22 protein-coding genes are annotated in these 21,773 nt (G+C 73.3%); 7 read left to right on the top strand and 15 right to left on the bottom strand.

Annotated elements, in window-relative coordinates; genetic code table 11:
• Window positions 1-84 precede the first annotated feature (84 nt).
• On the top strand, window positions 85-633 hold the full coding sequence (locus AB0F68_RS24325) for a GNAT family N-acetyltransferase (RefSeq protein ID WP_357342057.1): 549 nt from the start codon (window positions 85-87) through the stop codon (window positions 631-633).
• Between the two features lie 25 nt (window positions 634-658).
• On the opposite strand, the gene AB0F68_RS24320 is transcribed toward AB0F68_RS24325, so the two are convergent.
• Window positions 659-1,084 (bottom strand): DUF1232 domain-containing protein, encoded by a 426-nt coding sequence (locus AB0F68_RS24320; protein ID WP_357342055.1) that lies wholly within the window; start codon window positions 1,082-1,084, stop codon window positions 659-661.
• A gap of 159 nt (window positions 1,085-1,243) precedes the next feature.
• On the opposite strand from AB0F68_RS24320, the gene AB0F68_RS24315 reads away from it, so the two are divergent.
• Both AB0F68_RS24315 and AB0F68_RS24310 read left to right on the top strand, forming a co-directional pair.
• Window positions 1,244-1,723 (top strand): DUF1992 domain-containing protein, encoded by a 480-nt coding sequence (locus tag AB0F68_RS24315; RefSeq protein WP_357342053.1) that lies wholly within the window; start codon window positions 1,244-1,246, stop codon window positions 1,721-1,723.
• Window positions 1,702-1,908, top strand: coding sequence for a hypothetical protein (locus tag AB0F68_RS24310; protein ID WP_357342051.1), 207 nt, complete (start codon window positions 1,702-1,704; stop codon window positions 1,906-1,908). Before AB0F68_RS24315 ends, AB0F68_RS24310 begins: the two co-directional genes overlap by 22 nt.
• A gap of 76 nt (window positions 1,909-1,984) precedes the next feature.
• On the opposite strand, the gene AB0F68_RS24305 is transcribed toward AB0F68_RS24310, so the two are convergent.
• From AB0F68_RS24305 to AB0F68_RS24295, 3 genes are read right to left on the bottom strand one after another with little or no spacing between them, the layout of a single operon-like run.
• Entirely contained in the window at window positions 1,985-2,770 is a 786-nt protein-coding gene (locus AB0F68_RS24305) for an ABC transporter permease (protein ID WP_357342049.1), read from the bottom strand.
• Window positions 2,767-3,729, bottom strand: coding sequence for an ATP-binding cassette domain-containing protein (locus tag AB0F68_RS24300; protein ID WP_357342047.1), 963 nt, complete (start codon window positions 3,727-3,729; stop codon window positions 2,767-2,769). Before AB0F68_RS24300 ends, AB0F68_RS24305 begins: the two co-directional genes overlap by 4 nt.
• Window positions 3,730-3,741: 12 nt before the next feature.
• Window positions 3,742-4,407, bottom strand: coding sequence for a DUF4097 family beta strand repeat-containing protein (locus tag AB0F68_RS24295; protein ID WP_357342044.1), 666 nt, complete (start codon window positions 4,405-4,407; stop codon window positions 3,742-3,744).
• 224 nt (window positions 4,408-4,631) lie between these two features.
• On the opposite strand from AB0F68_RS24295, the gene AB0F68_RS24290 reads away from it, so the two are divergent.
• On the top strand, window positions 4,632-5,387 hold the full coding sequence (locus AB0F68_RS24290; protein ID WP_357342043.1) for a helix-turn-helix domain-containing protein: 756 nt from the start codon (window positions 4,632-4,634) through the stop codon (window positions 5,385-5,387).
• Window positions 5,388-5,482: 95 nt separating this feature from the next.
• Here the strand turns inward: AB0F68_RS24290 and AB0F68_RS24285 are convergent, their stop codons facing one another.
• From AB0F68_RS24285 to AB0F68_RS24245, 9 genes are all read right to left on the bottom strand, one after another.
• The gene (locus tag AB0F68_RS24285; protein WP_357342035.1) at window positions 5,483-6,262 is read right to left on the bottom strand and encodes a class I SAM-dependent methyltransferase; all 780 of its coding nucleotides are present in this window, start codon (window positions 6,260-6,262) and stop codon (window positions 5,483-5,485) included.
• Window positions 6,263-6,368: 106 nt separating this feature from the next.
• Window positions 6,369-6,854: a DUF1062 domain-containing protein gene (locus AB0F68_RS24280; RefSeq protein ID WP_357342033.1), complete on the bottom strand. Its 486-nt coding sequence runs from the start codon at window positions 6,852-6,854 to the stop codon at window positions 6,369-6,371.
• Window positions 6,855-7,189: 335 nt separating this feature from the next.
• Window positions 7,190-8,614 (bottom strand): rifampin monooxygenase, encoded by a 1,425-nt coding sequence (gene rox / locus AB0F68_RS24275; protein ID WP_357342205.1) that lies wholly within the window; start codon window positions 8,612-8,614, stop codon window positions 7,190-7,192.
• A gap of 528 nt (window positions 8,615-9,142) precedes the next feature.
• Window positions 9,143-9,601 carry an HNH endonuclease gene (locus AB0F68_RS24270; RefSeq protein WP_357342031.1) on the bottom strand — a complete coding sequence of 153 codons (459 nt, stop codon included), beginning with the start codon at window positions 9,599-9,601 and terminating at the stop codon, window positions 9,143-9,145.
• 48 nt (window positions 9,602-9,649) lie between these two features.
• Complete coding sequence (locus AB0F68_RS24265; protein ID WP_357342029.1) at window positions 9,650-10,135, bottom strand: hypothetical protein; 486 nt, start codon at window positions 10,133-10,135, stop codon at window positions 9,650-9,652.
• Between the two features lie 289 nt (window positions 10,136-10,424).
• Complete coding sequence (locus AB0F68_RS24260; protein WP_357342027.1) at window positions 10,425-13,646, bottom strand: glycosyltransferase; 3,222 nt, start codon at window positions 13,644-13,646, stop codon at window positions 10,425-10,427.
• Window positions 13,643-14,224, bottom strand: a complete 582-nt coding sequence (locus AB0F68_RS24255) for a hypothetical protein (protein ID WP_357342025.1) — start codon at window positions 14,222-14,224, stop codon at window positions 13,643-13,645. The genes AB0F68_RS24260 and AB0F68_RS24255 overlap by 4 nt, the downstream gene beginning before the upstream one ends.
• A 203-nt stretch (window positions 14,225-14,427) precedes the next feature.
• Window positions 14,428-15,015, bottom strand: coding sequence for a hypothetical protein (locus AB0F68_RS24250; protein WP_357342225.1), 588 nt, complete (start codon window positions 15,013-15,015; stop codon window positions 14,428-14,430).
• 40 nt (window positions 15,016-15,055) lie between these two features.
• On the bottom strand, window positions 15,056-16,522 hold the full coding sequence (locus tag AB0F68_RS24245; RefSeq protein ID WP_357342023.1) for a hypothetical protein: 1,467 nt from the start codon (window positions 16,520-16,522) through the stop codon (window positions 15,056-15,058).
• Between the two features lie 218 nt (window positions 16,523-16,740).
• Between AB0F68_RS24245 and AB0F68_RS24240 the strand changes: the two genes are divergently transcribed.
• Window positions 16,741-18,222, top strand: coding sequence for a von Willebrand factor type A domain-containing protein (locus tag AB0F68_RS24240; protein WP_357342021.1), 1,482 nt, complete (start codon window positions 16,741-16,743; stop codon window positions 18,220-18,222).
• 47 nt (window positions 18,223-18,269) lie between these two features.
• On the opposite strand, the gene AB0F68_RS24235 is transcribed toward AB0F68_RS24240, so the two are convergent.
• Together AB0F68_RS24235 and AB0F68_RS24230 are read right to left on the bottom strand one after the other, a co-directional pair.
• Window positions 18,270-19,088, bottom strand: coding sequence for a TIGR04222 domain-containing membrane protein (locus AB0F68_RS24235; protein WP_357342015.1), 819 nt, complete (start codon window positions 19,086-19,088; stop codon window positions 18,270-18,272).
• A gap of 55 nt (window positions 19,089-19,143) precedes the next feature.
• Window positions 19,144-20,691 (bottom strand): glycosyltransferase family 39 protein, encoded by a 1,548-nt coding sequence (locus AB0F68_RS24230; protein WP_357341998.1) that lies wholly within the window; start codon window positions 20,689-20,691, stop codon window positions 19,144-19,146.
• A gap of 105 nt (window positions 20,692-20,796) precedes the next feature.
• Between AB0F68_RS24230 and AB0F68_RS24225 the strand changes: the two genes are divergently transcribed.
• Window positions 20,797-21,282, top strand: a complete 486-nt coding sequence (locus tag AB0F68_RS24225) for a GNAT family N-acetyltransferase (RefSeq protein ID WP_357341996.1) — start codon at window positions 20,797-20,799, stop codon at window positions 21,280-21,282.
• A 27-nt stretch (window positions 21,283-21,309) separates the two neighbouring features.
• Complete coding sequence (locus AB0F68_RS24220) at window positions 21,310-21,705, top strand: cupin domain-containing protein (protein ID WP_357341994.1); 396 nt, start codon at window positions 21,310-21,312, stop codon at window positions 21,703-21,705.
• Window positions 21,706-21,773: the final 68 nt, after the last annotated feature.

The raw sequence follows: 21,773 nt of genomic DNA, 5'->3' as shown, positions 1-21,773 counted from the left end.
CCGTCCTGCCCGGACCCTACGCGGGCGGTACGACGCGCCAGGGCGGGCTCGCCGGACGGCGGCGTGACGGGCGACACTACCGGGATGCCGATCGTGCTCCACGCCCCCGCCACCTCCTCCGCCCCCGGCCTGCTGCTGCGACCGTGGCGCGACGACGACGCCGAGGCGCTGCTGGCCGCATACCGGGACCCGGTGCTGCGCTCGTGGACCAGCTACCCGGTGACCACGCGGGCCGAGGCCCGCGCGTTCCTGCGCCGCAGCCGGCAGGGCTGGGCGGCCGACCGCCGGTTCAGCTTCGCGGTGCTGGAGCCCACGACCGAGGGGGAGCGGCTGGTGGCCAACGTGGTGCTCAAGGAGGTCACCCCGGGACGGCCGGCCGCCGAGGTGGGCTACTGGACGGCCGCGTCGGCCCGGGGGCGCGGGGTCGCGCCGCGGGCCGTGGCGGCGGTCACCGGCTGGGCCTCCGCCCGGTTCGCCGCGGGCGGCCTGACCCGCCTGGAACTGCTGCACCAGGTGGACAACCCGGCGTCCTGCCGGGTGGCGGAGAAGAGCGGGTACGTATTCGCGGAGGTGCTGCCGGCCCGGCCGCCGTTCCCGCGCGACGGTCACCGGCATGTCCGCCTGCTGCCCTGAACCCTGACGGCGGCCGGCAGGCTGCTCAGCGCTCGGGTCCCTCGGTGCCCGGTCCGGTCGCCGGCGCCGGGCCGAGCAGGCGCAGCAGCAGCCGGGGCTCGCCCGGCCAGGCGTCGAGCAGCACCTGCCGGGGCACCTGCCGGCCGGCGTAGCGCAGCGCGAGCGCCACCACCACGATGTCGTCGAGCGGGCCGATGACCGGTAGGAACTCCGGGATCAGGTCGATCGGGCTGGCCAGCCAGAGCCCGGCGAACACGATGGCGATTTTGGCCCGGCGCGGCACCCGGGGGTCGCGGCGCAGCCGCCGCACCGTGGTCAGGCAGTCGGGGATGAAGGCGGCCAGATCACGCAGGATGCCCGGCGGCAGCCGCCGGGCCAGCAGCACCAGCAGCGCCCAGCTGGCCAGCAGGCAGGCCACCGCGACCCCGAGGCCGATGAGCCAGTCGCGCACGCCGGTGATCCTTCCCGCCCGGGGGTACGGGCCGCCCGCCGGCCCACCAGCACGGTACGCCGCGCCACCGCGGACCGCCGGACGGGAACAGCCAGGTCCCGTCGGGCGCTGAACCAGGTCGTTGACCGGCGGATACGGTGGGTAGGGGAGGTGACGGCGGTGACGACAGCGTGGGAGGCCGCGGTCGAGGCGCAGATCCGCTCGGCCCAGGAGCGCGGCGAGTTCGACAACCTGCCGGGGGCGGGCAAGCCGATCCCGGGTCGGGACCTGCCCTACGACGAGGGCTGGTGGATCCGGAGCTTCCTGGAGCGCGAGCAGCTCCCCGGCGACCTGCTCCTACCCACTCCGCTGCAACTGCGCCGCCGCATCGAGAAGCTCCCGGAGGAGGTCCGCGACCTGCCCACCGAGGAGTCGGTGCGGGGGTACGTGGCCGCCCTGAACGCGGAGGTCGTGGCCTGGCTGCGCACCCCCACCGGCCCGCGCGTGGCGGTCCGCCCGGTCAACGCCGACGAGGTGGTCCGCGACTGGCGGGCCGCCCGGGAGCGGGCCGCAGCCGAGCGAGTGGCCCGGGCGGCGAGCCCCGAGCACGTCCCCGCCGCGCCGGCCCGCCGCCGGTGGTGGCCCTGGCGACGGCGCTGAGCAGCAGCGCGGGCAGCGCCGCCAGCAGCGTGCACCCGAGCACCCACCAGAACGTCGCCCCGAACGCGGCGGCCCGTCCGGCCGCGTCGGCCTGGCCGGCGAGCTGCCGTTGGAGCACCACGGCCAGCACCGCCCCGCCGAACGCCCCGCCGAGCTGCTGGAAGATCCGGATGGCGCTTGGCTGAGAACGCCGACAGGGCGGCGTACGCCGACGTGGTGTCGGAGTAGGCCGCCCTGATCGGGGGCGAGCTGTGCTGGCGGTTACTTCGGGTCGCGGTTGAACTTCGACGTCGCCCAGAAGTAGCCGAGCACCGCGAGGCCCAGGCACCAGGCGACCGCGAGCCACCCGTTGTGGCCGATCCCGCTGCCGAGCAGGAGACCGCGCAGGGTCTCGATGGCGGGCGTGAACGGCTGGTACTCGGCGATCGGCTGGAGCCAGCCGGGCATGGCGTCGACCGGGACGAAGGCGCTGGACAGGAGCGGCAGCAGGATCAGCGGCATCGCGTTGTTGCTGGCGGCCTCGGCGTTCGGGCTGACCAGGCCCATGCCGACCGCGATCCAGGTGAGCGCCATGGCGAAGAGCACGAGCAGCCCGAACGCCGCGAGCCACTCCAGGACACCGGCACCCGTGGACCGGAAGCCGATGGCCACGGCGACGGCGCCCACGAGGACCACGCTCAGGACCGACTGCAGCACGCTGCCGACCACGTGCCCGACGAGCACCGAGCCGCGGTGGATCGCCATCGTGCGGAAGCGGGCGATGATGCCCTCGGTCATGTCGGTGGAGACGGACACCGCGGTTCCGATCACGGTGCTGCCGATGGTCATCAGCAGCAGGCCCGGGACGAGGTACGCGACGTACTCGGAGCGGTCCGCACCGCCGATGCCCGCGCTCATCGTGTCGCCGAAGACGTAGACGAAGAGCAACAGCAGCATGATCGGGGTGAGCAGCAGGTTCAGGGTGAGGGACGGATAGCGCCGGGCGTGCAGGAGGTTGCGGCGCAGCATCGTGGACGAGTCGCGGACGGCGAGGGAGAGGGAGCTCATCGGACGGCCTCCTTGGCCTGGTGGGGGACGCGGGCGCCGCCGGTCAGGGCGAAGAACACGTCGTCGAGGTCGGGGGTGTGCACGGTGAGGGTGGCGGCGTGTACGTCGGCGGCGTCCAGCCGGTCGAGGATCGCGCGCAGCTCGCGCTGGGTGCCGTCGCTGGGGACCCGCAGAGTCAGCGCCTGGTCGTCGCGCACGGTCTCGCCCAGCGCGCCGGCGGCCCGCTCGTACGCGGCGGGGTCCTCGAAGCGCAGCTGGACGTGTCCGCCGGGGATGAGCCGCTTGAGCTCCTCGGCGGTGCCCTCGGCGGCGATCTTCCCGTCGTTGAGCACGGCGATCCGGTTGGCGAGCTGGTCGGCCTCCTCCAGGTACTGGGTGGTGAGGAAGACGGTGACGCCGTCGGAGACGAGCTCGCGGATGATCTGCCACATGTTGTGGCGGCTGCGGGGGTCGAGGCCGGTGGTCGGTTCGTCGAGGAAGATGATCCGCGGGTTGCCGACCAGGGTCATGGCGAGGTCGAGGCGGCGCTTCATGCCGCCGGAGTAGGTGGAGGCGGGCTTCTTCGCGGCGTCGGTGAGGTCGAAGCGCTCCAGCAGCTCAGCGGCGGTGCGCTGGCCGTCGCGCTTGGACAGGTGGTGCAGGTCGGCCATGAGGAGCATGTTCTCCTCGCCGGTGATCAGGCCGTCGACGGCGGAGAACTGGCCGGTGACGCCGATCGCGGCGCGTACCGCCTGCGGGTCGGCGGCGAGGTCGTGGCCGCCGACCCGCAGGTCCCCGGAGGCGCGGTCGGGGGAGATGAGGGTGGAGAGGATCTTGACGGCGGTGGTTTTGCCGGCGCCGTTCGGGCCGAGCAGGGCGAAGATCGTTCCTTCGGGGACGGCCAGGTCGACGCCGTCGAGCACGATCTTGTCGCCGTAGGACTTGCGCAGCCCGTTCGCCGCGATGGCCAGGTTGGTCATGATGGGTGCTCCTCAGAGGCTGCGGGCGACGATGTCGCCGTGGGAGGTGGTGGCGCGGATGTCGAGGTCGGCGGCGCCGTCGTTCTTGAGGGCGTTGCTGACGCGGCCGTAGCCGGTGCCCGCGTCCAGGGCGGCCGAGACGCCGCCGGCGGCGCCGACCGAGATGTCGCCGAGCTGGGTGCGGAGCACCACCGTGCCGCGCACGGCCTCGGTGATCCGGATGTCGCCCCGTGCGGTGCTGATCTCCGCGGGGCCGTTGAGCCGGCCGACCTCGACGTCGCCGTCGATCGCGGTGAGGCGGACGCTCGCGGCCTCGTCGATCTTGATCTGGCGGTACGCGCCTTCGAAGACGACGTCGCCGAGGCGGCCGACGCCGCGGAGCTCGGAGCTGGCGGCCTTGCCCGCGATGCTGGAGCCGGCGGGCAGCTGGACGGTGACCTCCAGGGATCCGGAGGGGCCGAAGAGCTGGTTCTTCGCCTCGGTGGTGTGGATCCGCAGGACGCCGTCGGCGTATTCGATCCTGGTCTGCTCCGCCGTCTTCACGTCGCGGCCCTTCGAGGCGTCCGCGGGCAGGACCTCGACCATGGTGTCGGCCCGGTCGGCGGCGATGAACTGGACGCGCCCTGCGGGGATGTCCACGACGGCGGAGATCGGGGCGGGGGTATCGAACTTCTGCATCACGTTCTCCTGTTGCTCGTTGTTTCTGACACCGGAAACGCTACGTTGCGTTCACAGGTCGAGCAACGCTCTTGTTGCACACGGGCAGCATTAACGCAGGTAGAGGCTGGATAATCGTTGCAACGGGTCCAGCTTCAATGCAACGTAGGCCTGCTGCCTCGTTGCATTGGATCGGGAGTGAACGCTATGCTGGCGGCACCAAGCAAGCGTGAGGGGAGATCGGGATGCCGGGAGGCAGGCTCACCCAGCAGGAACGCCAGCAGATCGCGCTGGGGCTGGCCGACGGGCTCGCCTACGCGGAGATCGCCAGACGTCTCGACCGCCCCACCTCGACCATCACGCGCGAGGTGATGCGCAACGGCGGCCCCACCGCCTACCGCCCGGACCTGGCCCACCGCGCCACGGAACAGCGCGCTCACCGGCGCAGGCAGGCCGCTCCCCGAGGTCCGCAGGCGACTCCGCAGGCCGACGGACGCGACGCCGAGGCCGTGCGCGAGTACGAGGAGACGTTCACCACCCTCTTCATGCAACAGGGCCTGCCCAAGATGATGTCCAGGGTGCTGACCTGCCTCTACACCACCGACGCGGGCAGCCTCACGGCGTCCGAACTCGTCCAGCGCCTCCAGGTCAGCCCGGCGTCCATCTCCAAAGCGGTCGCGTTCCTCGAACGCCAGGGCCTCATCCGCCGGGAACGCGACGAACGGCGCCGCGAGCGCTACGTCGTCGACAACGACGTCTGGTACCAGGGGATGGTCGCGGCCGCCCGTTCCAACATCCAGCTCGCCGAGACCGCACGGCAGGGCGTCAGAATCCTCGGACCCGACACCCCGGCCGCCGCCCGCCTCGAGAACATCGCCCGCTTCGTCGACTTCGTCACCGAGAGCCTCACCCGCGCCGCGGAGCAGGCCCGCGAGATCCTCTACATGAAGCCCGAAGCGACCTCGGGCGGCACTGCCCCGCCAAGCTCAGATCACGGGTAGATAGCCGCCTGCTGGCCGAATCCGGTTGAACGCAGGAGGAACACTCCGTCAGAGAGCAGCACCGTGTCCACGGGAGCGGTCGTCACGGGCGCCGGTCACAGCCGCCGGACGCGCAGCACGCAGGTCAGCATCGGGAGGGTGAACTCGCCGTCCGCGGTCTCTGGTCTGCTGGCGAGGAAGGCGCGGATCCGGCCGAGCGTGGCCTCGCGTTCCTGTTCCGGCATGACCAGCATTCCCGCCCTCGTCGCCAGTGTCGCAATGAGAGAGTCGGCGGTGCGGCGCTGCCCGTGCGGGAACTCGGCCTGCTCCGGCGAGCCGAACCGGGCGGCTGCGTCAGTCTTCGGAAGGTGCGCGTCGGCCGTCTCGGCGCGCCAGCTGGTGGGCGTGTCACGCGGGCCGATGGCCGCGCTCCCGCTGACCCGCGCCAGCCCGGCAACCCAGTCGACCCGGTCGTCCATGACGTTCCACAGGCCGGCGAGGATGCCGCCGGGTGCCACGACCCTGGCGATCTCGGGGCCCGCGACGGCCATGTCGAACCAGTGCATGGCGTTACCGGCCAGTACGGCATCGACGGACGCGTCCGGCAGTGGTATCGCCTCGGCGCTACCCGGCAGGGCAGGGACGTCCGGCAGTGCGCGGCGCAGCTCGGTCAGCATCGCCGGGTCAGGCTCGACCGCGGTGACGTCGGCGCCCACCGAGACCAGCGTGGCGGTGAGCTTGCCGGTTCCGGCGCCGAGGTCCAGCACCCGCGAGCCGGGCGCCGGCTCGAGCGCCCAGCGCGCCGCGGCCTGCGCATAGTCCGGACGGTGCTCGGCGTATGCGGTCGCCGCCGCCCCGAACGACGAGGCGTGAAGGAGCCGTTCGTCCCGTTCCACGCGAACACCGTATCGCCTTGGCTTTGGACGACGAACCGTCACGACCTGGGGTGCCGGGTAAGGACGCAGCCGGGCGGGCCACTCGGGCCGCCCGGCTGCGTCCCCGCTAGTCGCCGGCGACCACGGTGAAGGTGAATCCGGCGCTCGTCCGACGGCGCAGCGGAATGTCGCACTTGATCCGGCGCAGTACCTCCTGCCTGCTGAGGCCGAGCCCGTGCGCAATGAGCCGATCCGGGCGCACCGGCACCGGATCCTCGAAGACGACGTCCACCCGGACCGGCCACGCCTCGTCGAGCCTTACCGACGGGGCGTCCAGCCGCCAGGCCCCCGTCCAGTCCAGAGCGAAGCGGCTGCGCCGGGCCAGCAACGGATCCAACAGCCTGGACGCCACCAGTTCCGGATCGTTGACGTGGTAGCCGTGGAGCTCGGCCGGATCGAAGGAGCTGACCGGCGCTCGCTCGTGCACGGTGAGCTTGCTCGTCCGGTCGCAGGACACGCAGCGGACCAGCAGCCACACGTCCAGCAGCTTGCCGTTGGCGTTGACGCGGAACCTGCCCTCGCCGGTGGTGGCCGACCCCGACCGGCAGTCCACGCACCCCAACGACAGGAGAGGCAGCCTGGTCCGACGGACGATCCAGGGCAGCACGATATGAGGTTGTGAAGACATGATCTCTCTAGACCTGATCTCTCTAGACCTGACACGAGGCCGATTACGCGCGGCCTCGAACGCTGTATGACCGGGCGCCCGAGGGCAGCCCGGCAGAGCCGACGGGAGCGTCGGCTACAGGTGAGCGCGAGAAGGTGTCAGGTCTAGAGAGCAGGCGGGGTCACGCGGTTTTGTCCTCTGTCCTCACTGGGATGGGCCTGAGGGCAAGCTACGGGAACGCGGAAGCAAGGCTCAATTCATTTTCGGTTGCTCAGGCGAACTCAGTTGGCGGGCTTGCCGAACCAGCGGGAGAGGTGGTCGTCCAGGTCCTGCTGATCGTCGCCGACCCAGGCGACGTGGCCGTCGGGGCGTAGCAGGACGCACGGAACACCCAGTACCGCAGTGGGATCCGCGAGGTAATCGACCCGGTCCGACCAGCCGCCGACGGTCAGGCGTTCGGTGCGGTCCAGCAGCAGGCCGCGGCCGCGATGCAGCAGACCGTAGAGGTGGCCCTGTTTCACGTCGATGTCGCGCAGGCGGCGGCCGAGCAGGTCGGGGCCCGCGCCGAAGTCGTAGCGGATGCCGATCGCGGTGATCTTCTCGATCAGATGGCGGTTCACCTCGTCGAAGTCCATCAGTTCGGTGAGCAGCCTGCGCACGGCCTGCGGGCCCGGTTCGGGGGACAGCAGCTCCATCTGGGCGCGGGTGTTGTCCAGCACGTCCTCGGCGACCGGACGACGTTCGGCCTGGTAGGTGTCCAGCAGTGTTTCCGGCGCCCAGCCGCGGATCTGTGCGGCCAGTTTCCAGCCGAGGTTGAATGCGTCCTGAACGCCCAGGTTGAGGCCCTGTCCGCCGATGGGTGGATGGATGTGTGCCGCATCGCCGGCCAGCAGCACCCGCCCGAGCCGATAACGTTCGGCCAGCCGTGTGGCATCCCCGAAGCGGGACAACCAGCGCGGGGAGTGCACGCCGAAATCGGTTCCGGCGATGGTGCGCAACTGTTGTTTGAAATCCTCGAGGGTGGGCGGTTCCGCACGATCGCTGACTCCCGCCTTGGGGATTACGACGCGATAGACCCCAACGCCTGCGGGCCCGAAGCTGAATCGCCTGTCGGTCTCGCGGATTTCGGCCACCTTGGCGGCGATCTCCTCCTGCGGCACTCCCACTTCCATCTCGCCCATCAGCGTCTCGGTCCGCGAGGGCTCGCCGGGGAAGCCGACGCCGAGCAGTTTGCGCACCGTACTGCGCCCGCCGTCGCAGCCGACGAGATACCGCGAACGCAGCTGTTCTCCGTCGGCCAGCTCGACGGTCACACCCTCGTCGTCCTGCGCGAACCCTGCCACCGCACAACCGTGCCGGACCTGCGCGCCCAGTGCGATCGCATGTTCTTCGAGCAGGTGGACAATGACCGGCTGCGGGATGCCCAGCAGATAGGCGTACGCGGAATCCAGGCCCTCGGGCGCGGGTTTGTCGATGGCAGCGAAGAAGCCGGCGGCCGGACGCTGTCTCCCGCGTTCGAGAATGCGCTCCAGCAGCCCGCGCATTGCCATCAGCTCGATACTGCGAATGTGCAGACCGACTATGCGGACGAACGACACGGGCTCGGTTTCCTGCTCGAGGACGAGTACCCGCACATCGTGCAGCCGCAGTTCGGCGGCCAGCATCGCACCGGTCGGCCCGCACCCGGAGATGATCACGTCGAACATGCAGGGCGTGCGATCGGTGCCGGAGGCCGGCGAGGGGAGTCCGGGGACGTCGACCCCGGCGGAGTCGCGCTCGACCGTCTCGGTCGATGACGGCTCGGGGGTGAACTGCAGAGAGTGCATAGGTGTTGCCTTTCGGGAGTGCCCTGTTGGCGAGGCGCTCCCGGCGACACCTACGTCAATCGCCCGACCGTGACGGGAAGGGGGAGCACCCACATCGATACAGCGTTCATGGGTCTCACCTCCTCGGGCGGTGTCGCGGTCCGCTGCAAGCTACAAGCCCGGGCATCATCCCGTCCAGTCCTTTTCCGGCCCATGATCACGACTCCGAACGGGCCCGTGCGGCGGTCGCGCTGGTCAGGTTGCAGGCCTTGACACCGTTCCGAAGCGCGGCCCGATTACCGGATTGCCAGTTACGAAAATCCAGTAATCTGTTCGGACAAAGGGGACAGAACGGCAGTACATCATAATGACAGTTCCTGTGCGTAACGACTTACGTTGGTGTATCTGGCCCGTGCGGCCCCGACCTGCCTACGCGTGATAGCCAGCCCTCGCCTCGGCCACCTCAGCGGCACGGCGCTCCCGCCACCGCCTCTGCGCCTCGCTGTTGCAGCGCCGACAGACCTTCCGGAGACGGCCGGTGGCGGGCTCCACCTCACGGTCATGCCCGTTGCGGCACTGCGGCTGCTGCCTGCGCTGCCGACAGTTCTCGGCATGGCTGAGTTGACGGAGGTGGGTCGGCTCGATGCAGTCGGGGACATTGCACACGTGATGCACCTCTAGGTCAGGGCGGTAGCCGCCGACGAACACCGCGTAGGCAGCGACATGGGCCCACGCTCGCCCTCCGACCTTCTGGTGCACGCCGCGCCGGCTGCCGTAGCCGCGCACGATCAGGCAGCCAGTCGGCAGCCGTTCCGACCGCGCGAGCAGGTACGCCTTGAGTGACTCTTCAGTGAAATGCCGGGAGAGGCCGGCCACCTGCGACAGCACCCCGCGAGCATATGGACACGTGCCGACAAGAACTGCCTGCTGGCCGGTTCACTGGCCGAGGCGGCAGTGCGGGAGCGAGTTCGACGGCGTCCGGCGGGCCCCGGCGTCGTTGTCGGCCAGCGCGACGTCGAGGAACGCGCCGACCCCGACCTGGGTGGCGTCGGCGAGCCGGGCGACGAGCAGCAGTCGCCGCCGCAGCGCCTCCGGCTCACCGGCCCCGGACTCCGTCGAGCGCCGGCCGCTCGGGTGCAGCGACGCTCGGCCGCGTCGGGTCCCCGGGGCGGCGGTCTCGCCGTCGTCGAGCTGCGCGGCCAGCAGCGGCCAGACGTCCTGGCCGTCCGGGTCGAGTTCCTCGATGAGCAGGCCGGCGGTGTCCCCGAGGACGTGGTACGTCCATGGGTGGGGCAGCCGTGACAGCCGGTCGACCGCGGCGTCGACGCCCGCCAGGTCCGACTCTTCGGCCGCTCGCACTCCGGCCACCACCGCGTTCCACAGTTCCTGTTCCGCCGGGCTCGGCGGGTGCCACATCGCCATCTACGCTCCGCTTCTGACCTGTGAGGGGTCAGGCGTCGAATGTTCGGGGCGGCCAGCCGGCCGCCCGGGTCGGGGGGTGGCCGGCACGGGTCCGTAGGAGGGCGAGACCCGTGCCGGCCGCGGTGATCACCCCAATCACCGCCTTCGCGCCACCGCGGGCGGCCGGCCCGCGGTGACGTCGTCTCCGGCTGCCGAGCGGACCCGGCCGGGGTGCGCGCCCGCCAACGTGAATCAAGTATGCGGCAGATTTAACCGAATATGACGATTTGAACGTTCGTGTTGCACGTGTTCACGTCCTCACTGGAGTTGGTTCGGGCTGCACCGTGGCGGGACGCGCCACGGTGGGCTCGCCGGAGTGCCGACCGGTCGTACGGCCGGGCCAGGGCAGCAGTCGGGGTGGCCGCCGGGCGCTGAGGTCCTCGATCCAGCCGAGGGCCAGCACCAGACCGATGAGCAGCACTAGGGCGACCGTCAGGTAGCCCAGCCGGCCGGGCCGCCAGAAGCCGATCAGGTCGCCCACGGCGAAGCAGATCGCGATGGCGGCGTTGTGCCAGAGGTAGATGGTCAGCGCGCGGCTGTTCAGCGCGGTCACCAGGCGGTCCAGCGGCCGGAGCCGGGACAGCCAGCCCATCGGCGGCGCGACGCGCAGCAGCACCAGCACGAACCCGAACGACCAGAACGCCTGCGCCACCGGGATGTCGTTGAGGTCGCGGCCCGCCTCGGGATGGGTGGCCAGCCAGCCGACCGCGACCCCCAGGCAGAGCACCGCCAGGCCCAGCAGCGTCGGCAGCGAGAGCCGCCGCAACCGGCGGTCCTGGTGCGCGAAACCCACCAGCCAGCAGGCGCCGAAGGTCACCAGGTCGGTCAGCACCGACTCGACCGGCCCGTCGAACCCGGGCGCCGCGGTCTGGAGCAGCACCACGCCGGCCAGCGGCACGAGCACCGACCACAGCGGCCACCGCCGGTGCAGGGCCAGCAGCGCGGGGGAGAGCAGCACCAGCCAGAGGTACGTCACCAGGTACCAGAGCACCCCGGTCACGTCCGACGCCCACGGGTTGCCCGGCGGCTGCACCAGCGGTACCGCCCAGGTCAGCAGCGCAGGCCAGGCGGGCCGGTCGGACCAGCCGTGCCAGAGCATCAGCGGCACCATCACCAGGCCGAGGGCCCATAGCCCCGGCAGCAGGCGGCGCACGCGGCCGCTGACCGCTCGTTCCGGCGTACGGTCCAGCGAGCGGGCCATCAGCGAGCCGCCGAGGGCGAACATCACCCCCATGGCCGGGAAGGCGAAGCTCAGCCAGGCGGCGCCGAACATGTGGTACGCGATGACCCGGCCCAGTGCGAGCGCCCGCAGGGTGTCGAACCAGCGGTTCCGACCCGCCCCGGTGCCCGGCGACACGGGCGTCCCCTCCACCGGCTCGCCGGCCCGCTTGACCCGGCGCCAGCCCAGCCGGGCGCCGGTCAGCGCGGTGACCATGGACCGGGCCAGCACCAGGTACATCAGCTGGCGGTAGGCGAACTGCTGGATCGGCAGGGTGAGCAGCGGGCGCAGCGGCTCCCGGTCGAGTTTGAAGGCCACCGCCGCGGTGAGCAGTTGCACGGCGAGCATGACCAGCCAGGCCACGGCGGTCTTCGTGGTGTCGAGGAAGAACAGCCCGTAGAGGGCGAGCACGTCGAGCACCGGCCCGAGCAGGGGGAGCAGCACGCCGAACAGGGCGAGCATGGGCAGGCCGAACCGGCCGAACCGGGCTCCGGCGCCCCGGTCGCGGATGGCGCCCCGGTGCTTCCACATCGACTGGAGGGTGCCGTAGCTCCAGCGGTAACGCTGCCGCCACAGGTCGCCCACCGAGGCGGGCGCCTCGGTCCAGGCGCGGGCCCGGTCCTGGTACACCACCCGCCAGCCGGCGCGCAGCACCGCCATGGTCACGTCGGTGTCCTCGGCCAGGGTGTCGCCGCTCATTCCGCCGACCCCGGCCAGGGCGCGCCGCCGGAAGGCGCCGATCGCCCCGGGCACGGTCGGCATGCAGCCCAGCTTCTCGTAGAAGCGGCGGTCCAGGCTGAAGCCGATGACGTACTCGATGTGCTGCCACTTGCCGAGCAGCCCGTGCCGGTTGGTGACCTTGACGTTGCCGGCCACCGCGCCGATCCCCGGGTCGGTGAACGGCTCGACGAGCCGCCGGATCGCGTCCGGCTCGAAGACGGTGTCCGCGTCGACGGTGACGATGATGTCGTGCGAGGCGTACAGGAGTCCGGTGTTGAGGGCGGTCGCCTTGCCGCCGTTGGGTTTGCGGATCACCCGGACGCCGGGCAGGCCGAGGGAGTCGACGAGGTCGGCGGTGCCGTCGGTCGACCCGTCGTCGACCACGATCACCTCGATCCCGGGGTGGTCGTTGGCGACCAGGGACCGGACGGTGGCGACGATGCCGGCCCGCTCGTTGTAGGCCGGCACGATGACCGACACCGGCGCGTCCGTGACTCCCCAGGGCCAGCGGTGGGCCCGTCGGCGCCGGGCCAGCCGGCCGGCCAGCAGGAGCAGCAGCAGCGTACGGGTCAACATGAGCAGCCCGACCACCACGAAGACCAGGGCGAGGCCACGCAGGATCCCGTCGGCCAGCCGGATCGCCCAGCAGACCGGGGCGGCCCGCCAGCGGTCCATCGTGGATGCCGGGACGTTACCGGCGAACGCTGACGCGTCCGGCCGGGCCCGGTTCAGCCCCCCGCTGATGGTGGTGAAGGTGTAGCCGCGGGCGCGCATCAGCGGGATGAACCGGTCCAGGGACGCGAGGGTCTGCGACCGGTCCCCGCCGGCGTCGTGCAGCAGCACCACGGCGCCCTCGTCGCCGGGCGGCGTCAGGTTCCGCACGATGGCGTCCACCCCGGGCCGCGCCCAGTCCTCACCGTCGAGGTCGTTGACCACGGTCAGGTAGCCCTGTCCGGCGGCCTGCCGGATCACCGGCCAGTTGGCGTCGTCCACGGCGCTGGGCACCGACGAGTACGGGAAGCGCAGTAGGCTCGTCCGGATCCCGGTGGCGTGCACGATCGCCATCTGGGTCTGCGCGTACTCCATCCGCTGCCGCCACGGGGGCAGCAGGCTCACGTCGGGGTGGGTGAAGGTGTGCACGCCGAGTTCGTGGCCCTCGGCCACGGCGCGCCGGGCCAGGTCGGGGTGGCGGGCCACCTCCGACCCGACGACGAAGAAGGTGGCCGGGGCGTGGTGCCGGCGCAGGACATCGAGGACCCGGGGGGTCCAGGTCGGGTCCGGCCCGTCGTCGAAGGTGAGGGCGATGGTCCGCGCCGGCAGCCGGTAGGTGCGGGGTTGGTCGCCCCGGGCGTCGAGCACCGGGCCGCCGTCCAGGATCTCCGCCGGCACGGTGACCTGGTCCTCGGCGTCGCGGACGTGGTCGGGGCGGAAGCGGGCGTTGGCGTACGCCTCGACCAGCAGCACGGACCCGACCACCAGGGCGAGGGACGCGACGACGAAGCGGCCGGCGGTGCGGCGGTTCGGCAGGGTCATCCGACGATCTCCGGACCGGGCCCGGGCAGGGGGGGCAGGATGGCGCCGGGCTCGCTGGCCGCGGGCGGTGTCGGCGTGGCGGGCGGCGTCGGGTCGTCCGGCGTCGGGGTCGGCGACGTGGTCGGATCCGGGCTGGCGGGCCGATCGTCCGCCGGGGCGTCCACCCCGACGGGGCCGACCCGCCGGGGCGCCGGTCGCGCGTCGCCGGCCGGGCGCCGCGTGGCGGCGGGCGCCGGTGGCGCGTCCACGGTGTCCGTCGGCCGCGGAGCCGGTCGCCGGTCCGTGGGCCGGGGGGACAGGGCGACGGCGGGCGGGCGGGTGGGTCCGCCGCTCGGGGCGCCGCCGACCGAGACCGGGCCGGGCAGCATCGGCGTCGCGGGGCCGGGGAGCAGGCCGAACGCGGCCATCGGCAGGTAGCTCAGCGACGTCACCGCGGCGAGGACGCCCGCGCGCCGGATCCGTTGCCGGCGGGCGCCGGTCGCGTCGACGAAGACCGGTCGGGCGGGTCCAGGCAGGACCGATGGGGTGCGAGGGTGCGGGCCGCCGGGGAGCCGGTCGAACGAGATGCGAGAAGCCACCGGCCGAGGCTATTGGGGAAGTTGTGACTGTATGTCCCAGTATGAAGGTGAGGGACGGCCCGTTCTTTTCACTATTCGCATAACCGGAGCCGAAGGCACGGCGGCCCCAAACAGAGCAGACGTGCGTTGAGCACTGAAACAGGATTAACGTCCACAATGTTCCGCGAGCCACCCCGGCTCGAGGTGGCTCGCGGTGGGCTCGGTCAGCGCTCGGTGCGGTCGTCGATCTCGGTGTCCGACTCGCCGGGTCGGGCGCCGATCGCCTCCTCGGCGGCGCGTCCGCCGGTGCTCTCGTCGCCCAGGTTCAGGCTGCTGCGGGGCAGCCCGGACAACCCGGCCGGATCCCGGACCTCGCCCCGGACGCCCCGGCTGTCCTCGGCGCGGTCGTCGATCTCGGTGCCCGACTCCCCGGGTCGGGCGCCGATCGCCTCCTCGGCGGCGCGTCCGCCGGTGCTCTCGTCGCCCAGGTTCAGGCTGCTGCGGGGCAGCCCGGACAACCCGGCCGGATCCCGGGTCGGCGGCTCCGGCGGGCCGGCGGTCTGTGCTCCCGCGCCGCCGGCGGACTCCCGCTGACCGACGCCCCGGGCGTGGTACCTGCCCTCGTCGGTGCCGGGGTCACCCGGATCGGCCAGGCTGGTGTCGACCGGCCGGGCGCTTGGATCGGCCAGGCCCGCCCGGCGCAACATCTCGACCAGTTCGTCGTGCGGCATGCGCTCGGTGTCCGTTATCCCGGCCCCGCGCGCGATGGACCGCAGGGTGGTCAGGTCCTGATCTGCGAAGGTCTCGGCCATGCAGGTGGCTTCCCGGCGCGCAAGAGAAGGAAACCTGTGCTCAGGCCCGCGCACCACCCAGTCCGAGCAGCACGGCCAGGCCGAGCGCGCTGCGCGGGGCGTACGGCACCCGCCACAGGCCGCCGTGCGCCGCCGCGTACGCCTCGTCCCGCCACGGGTGCTCCTGGGCGGGACCGCCGCCGGTGCGCAGGTCGTGCACGAGCAGCGCTGCCATCAGGGTGTTGCTGGTGGCCGGCTCGAACACCTCGATGCCGAACCGGTGCGCCCCGGCGTACGCGGCCGCGAGGGCGCGGTTGCGCAGCACCGAGCGGGTGCGGGTGGGCGGCGCCACGGTGAACGACACGGTCGCGCCGGCGTCCCGGGCCGCCGCCGCCCGCCAGCGTTGCAGCCGCTTGGCCAGCGCGTAGTTCGGTCCCTGCTGCGGCACCAGGCTGTCGTTGATCCCCGGGTCGGCGCCGGGCGGGTAGTTGCGGTGCAGCAGCCGGCCGCCGGAGAGCAGCCGCAGCGACCGGCGCGCCAGCCCGCGGGCGGCGTAGCCGCGTTCGGCGTGGGCGACGGCCTCGGCGGGCACGGCGTACACGTCGGTGGGGGTGGCCAGGAAGGCCAGCGCGGCGTCCGGGCGGTGGCGCCCCAGGTGGACGGTGAGCGCGTCGACCGCGGTGGCGACCCGGACGTTGGTCGCGCCGTCGGCGTACACGTAGTTGCCGAGCACGAGCCGGCCTTCCAGGTCGCGCAGCCAACGGGCGGCCTGCGGCAGGCGGTGCAGCAGGTCGGCGCCGGCACCGGCGGCGAGGGCGGCGTCGTCGTCGCCGGTGCCGGGACGCACGGGCAGGTGCAACCGGCCGCCGTACCGGTGGGCGGTGCGCAGCAGCCGGCGCCAGATCTCCGGGCGGGGCAGGTCGACGGCGACGACCGCGCCGCCCCAGCGCAGCAGGGACGGCAGCGGGCCCATCTCGGCGCCCGCGCCGAGCACCACGATCCGCTGGTCGCGCAGGTCCAGCCAGTCCGGGTTGGCCTGCACTGCGCGGACCGCCTCGGCGCAGCTCGGCTCGACGACGCCCGCGTCCACCCAGGCGTCGAGGCGCCGGCGCAGGTCGTCACCGCGCAGGCGCTGCCCCCGGTACGGCAGGGACAGCTCGCGCTCCACCGGGCCGGCGCCGGTCACCGTGGCGGTCTCCAGTGGCGGCTCCCGGTCGAGTAGCGAGAACGCCTCCTCCAGCGCGACCTCGTTGCCGTCCGCCGCGACGTAGCGCATCCGGGCGTGCAGGGCGGCGAGCCCGTCCCGGGCGACGGTGAGCGCGGCCTCCCGGGACAGCAGGCCCGCCTCGACGAGCCGGCGGAAGTGGCCGAGGTAGCCGTGCCGCCAATCGGTCTCGTGCTCGGCGGAGCGGGCGCCGACCGGGTCCACCGCGCGCAGGGCGTCGGCGACCACCGCCCGCCCCAGCAGGGTCGTGCTGCGCCGGCCGTCGCCGGTCGCGGGGAACACCACTCCGGTCGGGCCGTCCACGGCTCACCTCCCGCTCGTTCCGGCCGCCGCCGGCCGTGGGCCCACTCTGCCGCATCGAGCACGCCGCCGCCCCCCGAGGGCGGCCGCTCAGGTCACGTCCCGCGCACGAATCGGTCACGACGGTCGCGCTTGGGTATCGGCTCGGCCACGGCGGGATCCGCCGTGCCGTCGGCCTGCGTCAATGATCGTGACCCGTCCCCATCCCCTCTGGAGGAACCATGGTCCGGATCAGACGGTCGGTGCTGCTGCTGCTGGCGGCGTTGGCCACCACTCTGACGGTCGGCGCCTGCACCGCCGACGGCGGCGGGCAGCGCAGCGGCGCGGCCCGGGAGCCGGCCCGCACGGACGGCAACATCCCCTGGTCCGGCGACGAGACCCGGGCTTCGGACGACCCGCTGTCCACCTTCGCCGTCGACGTCGACACCGCGTCGTACGGCTACGCCCGCCGGCTCATCATGGACGGCCGGCTGCCGGAGCGCGGCACGGTGCGGCCCGAGGAGTTCGTCAACTCCTTCCGTCAGGACTACCCGCAGCCCGCCGGTGACGGCTTCGCCGTGCACGTCGACGGCGCCCGCCTGCCCGAGACCCACGAGGCCGGCGGGGACGAGCGGCTGCTGCGGGTCGGCCTGCAGACCCGCGCCGAGGACGAGGAGCGCCGCCCGGACGCGTCGCTCACCTTCGTCATCGACGTCTCCGGGTCGATGGGCGAGCCCGGCCGGCTCGACCTGGTACGCGACGCCCTGCACACCCTGGTGGACCAGCTCCGCCCCACCGACTCCATCGCCGTGGTCGAGTTCAGCTCCGACGCCCGGGTGGTCCGGGAGATGACGCCGGTGGCCGACGCCCGGCCGCTGCACGCGGCGATCGACTCGCTGCACACCCGCAGCAGCACCAACCTGGAGGCCGGCCTGGTGCTCGGCTACCGGGTGGCCCGGGACGGCTTCCGCCCCGGACGGACGAACCGGGTGATCGTGCTCTCCGACGGGCTGGCCAACACCGGCAGCACCGACGCGGAGCCCATCCTGCGCCAGGTGCGCGCCGAGGCGGAGAAGCAGATCGCCCTGCTCGGCGTGGGCGTCGGCAGCAGCTACGGCGACGAGCTGATGGAGCAGCTGGCCGACCGGGGCGACGGCTTCGCGGTCTACGTCAGCGAGCGGGAGCAGGCCCGCGAGGTGTTCGTGCGGCAGTTGCCGGCGACGCTGAGCGTGCGGGCGCTGGACGCCAAGGTGCAGGTGAGCTTCGCGCCGCAGGCGGTGCGCTCCTACCGGCTGGTGGGCTACGACAACCGGGCGGTGGCCGACGAGGACTTCCGGGACGACCGGGTCGACGGCGGCGAGGTGGGTCCGGGTCACAGCGTCACGGCGCTGTACGCGGTCCGGCTCGCCGAGGGCGCATCCCCATCGGACCGGATCGCCCAGGTGCAGGTGCGCTGGACCGACCCGGCCGACCGCACGCCGGCCGAGACGTACGGGTCGGTGACCGTCGCCGACGTGGACCGCCGCTTCGCCACGGCGTCGCCCCGGTTGCGGGCCTGCTACGCGGCCGCCTGGTTCGCCGAGGCGCTGCGGGCGGACCGGTCCGACGGGCAGGTCCGGCTGACCGACCTGGCCGCCATCGCGGACGGGGCGGCCACCGCCACCGAGGACGACGAGGTGCGGGACCTCGCCCGGGTGATCCGCTCCGCCGACGAGCTGCGTTGACCCGACGCGGCCGGCGCCGGGCAGGGGAGGCGCCGGCCGGCGTCGGGTCAGCGGCGTGCGGGTTTCGGCTCCGGGGTCGGGCGGCCGCGCTCGGGGTCGACGCCGACCTGCACGGCGAAGCCCGGGTCGACGGCGAGCAGCGGGCGGGGGCCGAACAGCGCCATCGCGGTGAGCAGCTGGTCGGTGTCCCGCTCCCGCCAGGCCGGCCGCCGCTGCGGGTCCAGTTCGGCGTGCTCCCGGCGCTGCCGGCGCAGCAGGCGGCGGGCGGCCGCGCCGGTCTCCGGCACCTCGCACAGCCACCAGCCGCCGAGGGCGGTGGCCAGGCAGCACAGCAACAGGCCCGCCACGGAGGCCGGCCCGCCGGCGTCGCGCCCCTCGACCGCGCTCTCCACCAACCGCGTAACCCCGACCGCGGCGACCACGAACAGCGGCAGGGTGCCCAGCGCGATGCGGCGCCGCTGGGCCGGGGTGAGCAGCCAGCCGTCCCGGACGAGCCGGCCGACCAGCCGGCGCAGCGCCCGGCCGACGCCCGGATCGGCGAGCACGGCGGCCCACGTCTCCGGCCGGCGCAGCGCGGCGTGCAGGGCGCGGACCAGCGCGGGCGATCGGGGCGGCGGCGGGCCGTCCACCGACAGGGTGGCCAGTTCGCCGCGCCGCACCACCCCGGCGCGGTGCAGCGCGGCCACGCCCACCTGACAGGCCAGCAGCGCCCGGTCGGTGAGGTAGGCCAGCTCGATCGGGTCCGGGGTGCCGCCGCGGGCGCGCCGGCCGGTCAGCTCGCGTACCGCGAGGGCGACGGCGAGGGCCCCGGCGACGGCCGTGACGTAGTCGAGGAGGAAGAGTGGTCCGCTGACGCCCCAGAGCATGGCGCCAAGTATGGCCCGGCCGCCGGGGTCACTCGGGGGCCGCGCGCCCGCCGCTTTAGGAGGCGTGGCTCACCTCACTGTCCCAGATCTGCGACCAGGGGCGGCGCAGGCCGCGGCAGACGAAGATCGGCCCGCCGTTCTCGTCGTTGTCCACGTCGACCCGCTGGTCGACCCGGCCGGCCTCGGTGACCTCGGTGAACCAGGCACGCAGCCGATCAGGGCGTTCCCAGCCGACGGCGATCACCACGTCGGCGTCGTCGGCCGGGCGACCGAACCCGGCCATGCTGTTGTGCCCCGAGTAGGCCCGGGGCAGGTCCCGGGCCGGGCCGTAGCGGGCCAGCGCACCGGCCTCGCCGTAGTTGCCGGTGAGCAGCACCGCCCGGGCGCGCTCCTGCGGCGGCAGGCCCCGATGCACGGCGGCGACCGAGTCGGCGAACGCGGGCCAGCCGATGGTCTCGCCCGCGTCGTAGTTGACGTCGACCACGAAGCCGGGCAGGCGGTCGGCCGGCAGGGTCGGCAGCAGCAGGACCGCGCTGCCGGCGACCATCAGCACGGCGGCGGTGGCGAGCAGCGCCCGCCGGGCCCGGGTCGCACCGCGCCGGGCCCAGTCGGCGATGACCACCGCCCCGGCCGCGGTGAGCACCAGCAGCAGCGGGGCGTCGTAGTAGCCCTTGCCGCCGGCGAGCAGGACGATCGCGAACACCACGAGCCAGGCCCAGCCGATCGCCCGGTACGCCGCCCAGGCGGGCCGGCGCAGCAGCGCCACCAGCCCGGCGACCCAGACCGGGGTGGCGAACGGGCTGATGATGACCAGTTGGAGCACGAGCGCGTCCAGCCGGCCGCTGTAGGAGCTGTCACCGTCGGCGATCGACGAGGCGACCGAGAGCTGGGGGAAGCCGTGCGCCGCCTGCCAGGCGAGGTAGGGCACGGCGAGCACGACGGCGACGCCGGCGCCGGCCAGCAGCCACCGGTCGCGCAGCAGCCGGCGTGGCCCGGCGATCAGCAGCCCGGCCAGCAGGCCGACGCCGAGCAGCGCGGGCAGCAGCTTGTTGAGCATGCCCAGACCGAGCGCGAGGCCGATGCCGAGCGCCCAGCGGCTGTCGCCGGTGCGCAGCATCCGCACGGCGCACCAGGCGGCGGCGAGCCAGACCAGCAGGTCGACGGTGGTGGTGCTGAGCAGGTGACCGGGGACGAGCACCACCCCGGCCGCGGCGGCGAGCACTGCGGCGGACAACTGGGCGCCGCGACCCGCGCCGAACTCCCGGGCGAGCGCCGCGACCAGCACCACCGACGCGCCGGCGATCAGCGCCGACGGGGTGCGCAGCAGCACCAGGTTGCCGGGCGCGATCGTGTCGGCCAGCCGGGCGACGGCGGGCACGAGCGGACCCTGGTCGACGTAGCCCCAGTCGAGGTGCCGGCCGCAGAGCAGGAAGTAGAGCTCGTCGCGGTGGTAGCCGTAGCGGCCGGCGAGCAGCAGCAGCACGGCGGTGACGGCCCCGCCGACCAGCCAGGGCGCGGCGGTGCGCGGCCCGGGCGGCGGGGCGGTCGGTGCGGCGGAGGCCCCGACGCCGGGGCGGTCGAGGTCGATGACGGGTTCGGCCACCTGCTCATGATGGTCCCGACCCGCCACCTCGCGCTGCCCCGCGCCCGACGGTGGCGGGGACAAAACCGGTACCCGGCCGGTGGCCGCCCGGCTAGCGTGCGCGGGATGCGCATCCGGGAATTCGCCGAGGCCGACTGGGACCAGGTCTGGCCGATCATCGAGGACGTCATCGTCGCGCAGGAGACCTTTCCCTTCGACCCGACGTGGCCGGCCGAGGTGGCCCACGAGGTGTGGGTGGAACGGCCACCGGGCCGCACGGTGGTCGCCGAGGAGGACGGCACGGTGCTCGGCACCGCCAAGATGGGCGCGAACCGGCCGGGTCCGGGAGCGCACGTGGCGACCGCCAGCTTCATGGTGGCCGCCGCCGCCCGGGGTCGCGGCGTCGGCCGGGCCCTGTGCGAGTACGCCCTCGACTGGGCCCGCCGGCAAGGCTTCGCCGCGATGCAGTTCAACGCGGTGGTGGAGACCAACACGGCGGCGGTGGAGCTGTACCGGCGGCTCGGCTTCACGGTGATCGGCACCGTGCCGGAGTCGTTCGCGCACCCCACGCTCGGGCGGGTGGGGCTGCACGTCATGCACCGTCGGCTGTGAGCGGCGCGGCTGCGCGAGGATGGGCCGATGAACTTTGAGCCGATCGAGCTGGCCGCCGCCCTGGCGCGCTTCGACCAGCTGTGGAGCCCGCGCATCATCACCACCGTCAACGACTACGACGTCCGGATCGCCAAGGTGGCCGGCGAGCACGTCTGGCACGCCCATGACCACACCGACGAGTTCTTCCTGGTGCTCGACGGCGAGCTGCGGATCGCCCTGCGCGACGGCGCGGAGGGCGCGGAGCGGGAGGTGGTGCTGCCGCGCGGCGCGGTGTTCGTGGTGCCGCGCGGGGTGGAGCACCGGCCGTCCGCGCCGGACGGCGCGTCGATCCTGATGTTCGAGCCGTCCGGCACCTCCAGTGTCGGGGAGCGGCACGACGAGGTGCCCGGGCACGTGGACGCCACCACCGGTCACCGCCTCTGACCGGAGGCGCCTCAGCGCGCCGCCGGCGCCGGCTCCGCGGCGACTGGCGGGGTCGGCGCCGCGGCGGC

Source organism: Micromonospora sp. NPDC023966 (genome assembly GCF_040639095.1).
Taxonomy (GTDB): Bacteria; Actinomycetota; Actinomycetes; order Mycobacteriales; family Micromonosporaceae; genus Micromonospora.
Note: the sequence above shows the minus strand (reverse complement) of the source record. Positions and strands in the feature narration are given on the sequence as shown.